This window comes from Streptodolium elevatio (genome assembly GCF_040649515.1).
In the GTDB taxonomy this organism is placed as follows: Bacteria; Actinomycetota; Actinomycetes; order Streptomycetales; family Streptomycetaceae; genus Yinghuangia; species Yinghuangia elevatio.
The window spans coordinates 60,879-69,175 of the sequence record NZ_JBEZFP010000037.1 but is presented as its reverse complement, the minus strand read 5'-3'; the positions used below and the strand labels follow the sequence as shown (position 1 = coordinate 69,175).

The window sequence follows — 8,297 nt, the reverse complement described above, 5'->3', positions numbered from 1 at the left end:
CAGCGGTGGATCTGGTACAGGTCCACATAGTCGGTGCCCAGCCGCCGCAGGCTGTTGTCGATCTCCGTCATGATCGCCTTGCGGGACAGCCCGGCCGCGTTCGGTCCGCCGCGCATGGGGCCGTGCACTTTGGTCGCGATGACGACCTCGTCGCGGCGGGCGAAGTCCTTGAGCGCCCGACCGGTGATCTCCTCGCTGGTGCCGTCCGAGTAGATGTTGGCGGTGTCGAAGAAATTGACGCCCGCCTCGACGGCCTGGCGGATCAGCGGGCGCGACGCGTCCTCGTCGAGGGTCCAGTTGTGCGTGCCGCGCGCGGGGGTGCCGAAACTCATGCAGCCGATGCAGATCGCGGACACGTCCAGGCCGGTGTTGCCGAGCTTCGCGTACTTCATCCGCCCACCCTAGAGGGTGATCGGCCGCGGTCGCGGGTTCATCGGCGGCGTGGGCGGAACACCGGCACGGCTTCGCCGCCTTCGGGTTGGACGAAGTCGACGACGACCTCCTGGCCGGTGGCGACGGCCCTCGGGTCGGCTCCCAGGATGCGGGCGTGCAGCCATGGTCCTTCGGTCAGTTCGACGATCGCGATCACCACAGCGGGGGCGTCCTCACCGTCGGCCGGGCGGCCGTGCACGACCGTCCAGGAGGCGATCGTGCCGGTGCCCTGGGCGGGCGTCCAGGCGAGGTCGGCGCCGCCGCAGCGGGCGCAGGCGGTGTTCTGCGGCGCGTTGCCGTGGGCGCATTCGGAGCAGCGCCGGATGAGCAGTTCGCCGCGTGCGGTGCCGTCGAAGAATTCCTCCGTGGCGGGGTCCCGTCGGGTGATGCCGATGATCATGTGCGTGCTCCGGGTCGGCGGTGCGGGGTCGGATTCGGGGGTTGGGTGGCTTCGGGGGCGGGTGCGGGGGCGGTTGCGCGTACGGAAACGGACTGGGAGGTAACGGGGTTCACGGGCGGTGCGGGCTCAGGACGAGCGTCGAGTGGTGGTCCAGGATGCCGCCGTTGCCGCTCACCAGGACCACGTCGTTCGCGGGCGCCTGGCGTTCTCCGCCGTCGCCGCGCGCCTGGATGATCCCCTCCGAGAGCGGGGTCATTCCCCACATGTAGTACCCGGAAAGCTGGCCGCCTCCCGTGTTCAGCGCGAACGAGCCGCCGGGGCCCAGGATTCCGCCCGACACGAAGGCGCCGCCCTCGCCCTTCGCGCAGAATCCGTAGTCCTCCAGGGTGACGAGAACGGTGTACGTGTAGCAGTCATACAGTTCCGCCACCGTCACCTCGGCCGGGGTGATCCCCGCCATCTTCATCGCCGCGGGCCCCGAGGTGGCCGCCCCCGTCACCAGGCCGAAGTCGCTGCCCCGGCCCATCTCGTGCCCCGGGTGGCCCTGCCCCCAGCCGAGCACGTGCACGGCCGGGCGCGGCAGGTCAGCCGCGCGTTCCGCGGAGGTGACCACGACCGCGATGCCGCCGTTGGTCACCAGGCAGCAGTCCAGGAGGCGGAAGGGGTCGGCGATCATGCGGGACTGCTGGTGGTCCCGCAGGGTGATCGGCTCGCGCATTTGGGCGAGCGGGTTCGCGGTCGCCCACGCGCGCTGGGCGACGGCGATCTCGGCGAACTGCTCGCTGGTGGTGCCGTACGCGTCCATGTGGCGCCGTGCCGCCAGCGCGTACATGGGGTTGGCGCCGACGATGCCGCCGGCCGCGGCCAGGCCGTGCCAGCCGCGCGGGCTCCTGGGGCGCGCGTACGCCGCACCGGCCGACGCGCGCTCGCGCAGCGGGGCGTCCGCGAACACGCAGGCGACGGCGTCGGCGGTGCCGGACGTCACGGCCATCGAGGCGTACTGCACCATGGCTCCGGCGGTCGAGCCGAACGCCTGCATCTCGGTCAACAGGCGCAGGTCGCGCAGCCCGAGGTCGCGTTGCAGGCCGACGCCGAAGCGGCCGGACAGCCCGGCTCCGGTGAGGAGCCCGTCGAGGTCGCGGACGCGCAGTCCGGCGTCGGCGGTGGCGCGGCGCACCGCGTCGGCGGCGAACTGCGCGGCCGTGCGGCCGTGGATCCGGCCCATCTCGGTGATCCCGAGCCCGGCGATGACCGGGCGGCGCCCGGCGGTGGTCGGCATGGCGCTCATGCGGGTTCGGCTCCTCGGCGACGACGGCGACGGTGGCGGTGACGGGCGGGCGGGCCCAGATCCCGCTCATGCGTTTCCGGTGGCCCGAGGGCCAGGACGCGCCGCAGTGCCGCGGCCAGGGCGGGCGGTTCGGCGACCGGGACGACGGCGGCGATGTGCGCGTCCGGGCGGATGAGCCAGGCTTCGTCGTCGCCGGTGCCCAGCGCCTCGGCGAGGGTGCCGGTCGGGTCGAGGGCACCGATGTTCGCGACGGTGAGCGGCGCGGGGGTGACATCGCCCGCGGTGCGGCGCAGTTCGTCCGCTGCCGCGTCGTCGGGTGGGCCGCCGCAGAGCAGGGTCAGGCCGGTTCCGCGCACGAGTTGCCGCAGGCGGCTGATCTCCGGGCGCCCGGCCACGGTGACGGGGACGTCGGGGACGATCACGCCGGGTCCGGGGACGCAGTCGCGCCCCTTCTCGGGGCGGCCCGCGCAGGGGCGGGTCGGATCGGGGGTGGTGAGCGGCGAGTCGGCGTACCAGAAGGGCTCGGCGAACCGGCCGGAGTCGATCGACGCGGCGGCCGACTGCGGGTCCTCGGCGGCGGCTTCCAGTGTGCGGCGGCGGCGCTCGGCCTGGTCGGGGCCGTGCGGAACGAGGAACCGCATGGTCGCGGCGGTGACGTCGACGTTCTCGCGCGCGGCCGCGTGGCGTTCGTCGTGGTACGAGTCGAGGAGCGCCTCCCCGGCCCATCCGCGCAGCACGAACGCCAGCTTCCAGGCGGCGTTGTCGACGTCGGCGACGCCGGAGTTGAGCCCGCGTGCGCCGAACGGGGCCAGCAGGTGCGCGCCGTCGCCGGCCACGAGCACGCGCCCGACGCGCATGCGGTCGACGAGCCGGGAGTGGAAGCGGTAGACCGAGCGCCAGACCAGCTCGTACGGCCGCTCCCCCACGATCCGGCGGATGCGCCGGTCCAGTCCGCCGTCCGCCTCTTCCGCGGCGAGGTCGAATCCGGGCGGCACCTGCCAGTCGATGCGGTGCACGGAGTCGGGGCAGGGGTGGATGAGCACCTGGCGGCCCGGGTTCCACGGCGGGTCGAAGCAGAAGCGCCGTTCGTGTTCCCAGCCGGGCAGTTCGGTGCGGATGTCGCAGATGAGGAACTCGTCGTCGAAGGTCTCGCCGGGGAAGTCGAGGCCGAGAGCGGCGCGTACGTCGGCACCGCGCGCGCCGGGGCACGCGACGACGTACGGGGTGTGCAGCACAGCGCCGTTGGCGCAGGTCACGGTGACGCCGCGCCTCCCTTCACCGCTGCCGGAGCCGGGGCCGGTGCCACCGGCACCGCCGACGCCGGGGCCGTTGCCGGGTTCCTGGTCGAGTGCGACGACCTCGTGCGCCCACCGCACCTCGATGCGCGGGTCGGCGGCGATGCACGCGTCCAGGAGCTCTTCGGTGCGGCTCTGCGAGATGTTGACGAACGGCGGCAGCGGCGAGTGTCCGCGTTCGGCGAACGTCCAGGAGAACAGCTCCTGTTCGCGGTAGTACGTGCGGGCGGTGGTCCAGGTGACGCCCTCGTCCGCGATGGCCTCGGCGCCCACCGAGGCCCAGATGTCGAGGACATCGCGCTGCTGGCAGATGGCCTTGGACCCGGCGGCGTCGCGTGCGGTACGCCGGTCGAGCATGATCACCGGCAGGCCCCGCCGCGCGAGCAGCAGCGCCGCCGTCTGGCCCACGGGACCGGCGCCGATGACGATCAGGGGTTCCGGCATGGATGTACGTGCCTCCTCGTCGGCGGGTCCGCCTGTCGGCCGGTTCCCGGGGGACGGCCGACAGTTCGCGGACCGGTTCGTGTCGCGCGGTTTCAGTCCTGGAGTGCCGCCCACACCTCGCGGTCGCGCTCGGCGGTCCAGATGCGGGGTCGCTCGATGCCGGACAGTTCGTCCCAGAGGCGGGACACGTCGAACGGGAGGCAGTGCTCGAAGATCGGCCAGCGGCCGTACTGCGGGGCGAGTTCGCGATGCACCGCGGTGAACGCGTCCTTGAGCGTGCCGCCTTCGCGGCGTACGCCGTCGACGAGTTCGATCATGACGTCGAGGAAGTGCCGGGTCTGGGCGACCGCCGCTTCGACGGCGGGACGCCCGCGGGCGACCGCGCCGCGTCCGCCGACCAGTGTCTCGGCCGGGAAGTCGGCGACCCTGTCCAGGGTTTCGGTCGCCCAGTCACGATGGAAGGCGTCTCCCGTGTAGAGCGCCGCCTGTGATTCCACGAGGTCGCCGGCGAACAGGATGCGCTCCTCGGGCAGCCACGCGACGATGTCGCCTTCGGTGTGCCCGCGTCCGCAGTATTCGAGGACGAGGGGCCCCCGCCCGACGCCGCGGCCGATGGTGAAGTTGTCGGCGAAGGTGAGGTTGGGCCGGGTGAGTCCCGGGATCGACCCGGGTTCCTTGAACAGGCGCGGCATGCGGGCGTACTCGGACTCCCAGTCCTGCCTGCCTCGTTCGTCGATCAGGTCCCGGGTGTTCCGGTGCGCGAGGACGACCTTGGCGTCGAACGCGCTTGCGCCGAGCGTGCGGACCGCGTGGTAGTGGGAGAGGACCACGAAGCCCACCGGCTTGTCGGTGTGCTCGCGCAGCATCGCGAGCCATTCGCGGGCGGCGACCGGGGTCGCGAGCGCGTCGAAGCACACGACGAAGTCGTCGGCCTCGATCGCGCCGACGTTGGGATCCCCTTCGGCGGTCAGCGCGTAGACGCCGTCGGCGAGCACCTCCAGCGTGCGCTGCTTCTCGCCGAGGTCGGCGGACGACGCGAACGGCTTGCTCATGGGCGGGCACTCCTCGGCGTGGGCATTCTGCGGTGATAGGCGGCTCTCGCCCTGTGCTCCTACCCAACGCCGTACTTGGCCATGGTTCCTGATGGCCGCGGTCCGCCGAACGGTCGGCGGCCGTTCGGCGGACCGCGTGGCTGCGGGTGCGGGAGGCCGCGGCGGTCGAGCGCCTGCGAGGGGTCCGGCGCGGCAGGGCAACCACGGCAGGGCAGCCGCCGACAAGGGAACCGCCGACAAGGCAACCGCGGCAGAGCACCCCGGCAGGGCAACCGCGGCGGGCCGACGGTGGGCCGCGGTTGGCGAGCCGGGATGATGGAGGGGTGACGCGTACCCAGACCTCCGCCCGCGACCGGGTGCTCCAGACCGCCGCGGCGCTGTTCGCGGAGCGCGGGTTCCACGGCACGTCCGTCCGCGACATCGCCGACGCGTGCGGGATGCGGCCGTCGTCGCTCTACAACCACGTGAGCGACAAGAACGACATGTTGCTGCACATCGTCGGCCGCTACCTGGACGCCCTGGACCGGGTGCTTCCGGACGAGGCGGGCGGGCCGGGCGACGGGGGCACCCGGCTCGCGGCCATGATCCGGGCGAGTCTGGGCGTGGCCGGGATGTACCCCGACGAGTTCCTGACGCTGTCGAACAGTTGGACGTACATCCGGCGGACGCCGGAGCTCACCGCGGTCGTCGCCCGCCGCGACGCCGGGCGGGCGCTGTGGGCGGACGTGCTCGCGGCCGGGATCGCCGACGGGTCGCTGCGCGGCGGGCTCGACCCAGGCGAGGTGCTGCGCGTGGTCTTCAGCGCGCTGCACGGGTCGCTGGACCGGCGCTTCGACGCCCCGGACGCGTCAGCGGCGCCGTCGGCCGAGGCCGGGACCGATACCGCTTCGGCTGCCTCGCCCTCAGGGGCGGAGACGCTCGTCACCCTGCTTCTGGACGGTCTCCGCCCGCGCGGTTGAGCGCGGTCGGCTCAGCCGGCGGAGACTTCACGGGCCCGGGCGCAGCCGCACGTGGTCGCCGCGGACGGCATCCGGGGACGTGCAGCCGCAGAACGCGAGCGTGCGGCGTACGTCTTCCTGCAGTTCCCCCAGGTACGAAGCCAGCCCCTCGGTGCCGCCCGCGGCCAACGCCCACAGCGCCGGGCGGCCGACGAAGGCGGCGCGCGCTCCCAGCGCGAGCGCCTTGACGACATCGGGCCCGGTACGGATGCCTCCGTCGACGTAGACCTCGGCCCGCGCGCCCACCGCGTCCGCGATCTCGGCCAGGACGTCGGCCGTGGCCACGCAGCCGTCGAGTTGCCGGCCGCCGTGGTTGGAGACCGCGATGGCGTCCGCGCCGGCGTCCACACACTCCACCGCGTCGCGGGCGTGCAGCACCCCCTTGACGACCAGGGGCAGTCCCGACCACTCCTTGACGAGGGCCAGGTCGGCGAAGGTCACCGCGGGGTCGAACGCCGACACCGCGGCGCCTAGTTCCACCCCTCGGCCACGGGCCGAGGCGGGTGCGAGGTTGGGGAACGGCATGCCGTCCGGTGGCACGAAGGCGTTCCCGTCCATGCGGGATCTGCGCGGCAGTGCCACACCGTCGACGCACAGGACGATCGCGCGGCTGCCGGAATCCTTTGCGTAGGCCGCGAGTTCGCGGGTGAGGCCGCGGTCTCGCAGCATGTACATCTGGGTCCAGCGCAGGGCACCGGGGGCCGCGTCGGCGATCTCCTGCCAGGAGCGGTTCGCCGCCTGGGACGCGACCAGCAGCGTGCCGGTCCGTTCGGCGGCGCGGGCGGTGGCGGCTTCGCCCTCCGGGTCGGCAAGCAGGTGCATCGCGGTGGGTGCGAGCGCGACGGGAGCGGCTACCGGCGCGCCGAGCAGCGTCGTGGCGGTCTCCACTACCGTCATGTCGCGCAACACGCGTGGTTGCAGGGCGAGTCGGCGCCACGCGGCGGTGTTCGCCCGCAGCGTCTCCTCCAGCCCACTGCCGCCGTCGATGTACGCGAGCGTGCCCGCGTCCAACACGGCCGCGGCCGCGTGCCGCCGCGCCGCCGAGAGGTCGGGAGCTTCAGGGCCGACGGCGCTCACCCGGCGCCACCCGCAGGCGTCACCACGCACGGCAGGGAGCGCTGCCCGAGCGCCCAGAAGACCGGGTTGGGCCGGGGCACGAAGTCCGGGGCGAGTACCAGGGATTCGACCCGCTCGCAGAGCTCGTGGAGAATCGCGGTCGCCTCGGCGCGGGCCAGCGCGGCGCCCGGGCACACGTGTGCACCGGTGCCGAAGGCCAGGTGGTCGCGGGGGTAGGGGCGGTCGAGCCGGAAGGTGTCGGCGTCGGCGTGCCGCGACGCGTCGCGGTTGGCGGAGGCGATGCCGAAGACGACGCGTTCGCCGCCGGCCACGGGGCATCCGCCGAGTGACCCGTCGGCCAGCGCCTGGCGGGCCAGGATCTGGACGGGCGAGTCGTGCCGCAGCGACTCCTCGACGACGACGTCCACGAGCGCGCGGTCGGCGCGGACCGCGGCGTACATGTCGGGCCGTTCGGCGAGCGTGCGCAGGCAGTTGCCGATCAGGTTCCGGGTGGTCTCGTTGCCCGCGACGATCAGGAACATGGTCTGGGTGCGCACGGCGGCGTCGGACAGCCGTGCGCCGTCGGCGGTTTCGCCGTGGATCAGTCGGGTGATGACGTCGTCGGGCGGGTCCGCGGCGGCCCGTCGGCTGTCGATCTCGCGTTGCACGTACGCGGCGAACTCGGGGTGCGTCCGGGCGAGATCGCCGTCGGCGCCGCGGCCCTGGGCGGCGAGGAGTTCGTCGGACCACTGCCGGAAGCGGTCCCGGTCGTCCGGCGACACCCCGAGCACGTGGGCGATCACCACGGTGGGCAGCGGGTCGGCGAGTGCCTCGACCAGGTCGACGGGGCGGCCGTCGGACGCCGCGGCGAGGGCGGCCGCCACCAGTTCGGCGGAGGTGTCGCGGATGAACGGGAGGACGCCGTCGAGGTGGCGGGCGGCTATCACCGAGTTGACGATGGCGCGCAGGCGGCCGTGTTCGGGCTCCGGCACCGCGGGCAGGATCACTTCGTCCGGGGGGAGGGCGGAGGTGTCGACCATCGAGCCGACGAACCGGTCGACTTCGCGGAGCCCTTGGCGTACGGCTTCCTCGGTGGCGAAGTAGCGGCCCATGGCGGTGGCGACGTGCCCCGCGCCCGCGCGTACGTCGGCCATCCCCTGGTACCTGGCGGCGAGGTCGCCCGCGAGCGGGTCGGCACCCGGCGGGGGCGAGGGGCGGTGGTCGGTGGCCATGGCCGGCTCCCGGGGCTTGACGACAAATCGGACTAACGATCGTTCGTACCGCCCGGGACGATAGCCGTCCGCCCCGCAACCTTCAAGGTTTGCCGGCCAA

8 protein-coding genes are annotated in these 8,297 nt (G+C 73.5%); 1 reads left to right on the top strand and 7 read right to left on the bottom strand.

The window, feature by feature from the left end; translation table 11 throughout:
* The 5 genes from AB0C36_RS16790 to AB0C36_RS16770 form a co-directional block, all read right to left on the bottom strand.
* On the bottom strand, window positions 1–392 hold a 392-nt coding region (locus AB0C36_RS16790; RefSeq protein ID WP_358354580.1), incomplete at its 3' end, for an aldo/keto reductase.
* Window positions 393–430: 38 nt separating this feature from the next.
* The gene (locus AB0C36_RS16785; RefSeq protein ID WP_358354577.1) at window positions 431–832 is read right to left on the bottom strand and encodes a Zn-ribbon domain-containing OB-fold protein; all 402 of its coding nucleotides are present in this window, start codon (window positions 830–832) and stop codon (window positions 431–433) included.
* 109 nt (window positions 833–941) lie between these two features.
* Window positions 942–2,120: a thiolase family protein gene (locus AB0C36_RS16780; RefSeq protein ID WP_358354575.1), complete on the bottom strand. Its 1,179-nt coding sequence runs from the start codon at window positions 2,118–2,120 to the stop codon at window positions 942–944.
* Window positions 2,117–3,973, bottom strand: coding sequence for an FAD-dependent monooxygenase (locus AB0C36_RS16775; RefSeq protein ID WP_358354572.1), 1,857 nt, complete (start codon window positions 3,971–3,973; stop codon window positions 2,117–2,119). Before AB0C36_RS16775 ends, AB0C36_RS16780 begins: the two co-directional genes overlap by 4 nt.
* On the bottom strand, window positions 3,952–4,911 hold the full coding sequence (locus AB0C36_RS16770) for an MBL fold metallo-hydrolase (protein WP_358354570.1): 960 nt from the start codon (window positions 4,909–4,911) through the stop codon (window positions 3,952–3,954). Before AB0C36_RS16770 ends, AB0C36_RS16775 begins: the two co-directional genes overlap by 22 nt.
* A 323-nt stretch (window positions 4,912–5,234) precedes the next feature.
* Here AB0C36_RS16770 and AB0C36_RS16765 point away from each other — a divergent pair, with 323 nt between their 5' ends.
* Window positions 5,235–5,870: a TetR/AcrR family transcriptional regulator gene (locus tag AB0C36_RS16765; RefSeq protein ID WP_358354567.1), complete on the top strand. Its 636-nt coding sequence runs from the start codon at window positions 5,235–5,237 to the stop codon at window positions 5,868–5,870.
* 27 nt (window positions 5,871–5,897) lie between these two features.
* Here AB0C36_RS16765 and AB0C36_RS16760 read toward each other — a convergent pair whose 3' ends face one another.
* Both AB0C36_RS16760 and AB0C36_RS16755 read right to left on the bottom strand, forming a co-directional pair.
* Entirely contained in the window at window positions 5,898–6,986 is a 1,089-nt protein-coding gene (locus tag AB0C36_RS16760; protein WP_358354564.1) for an alpha-hydroxy acid oxidase, read from the bottom strand.
* Window positions 6,983–8,197, bottom strand: coding sequence for a cytochrome P450 (locus AB0C36_RS16755; RefSeq protein ID WP_358354561.1), 1,215 nt, complete (start codon window positions 8,195–8,197; stop codon window positions 6,983–6,985). Before AB0C36_RS16755 ends, AB0C36_RS16760 begins: the two co-directional genes overlap by 4 nt.
* Window positions 8,198–8,297: the final 100 nt, after the last annotated feature.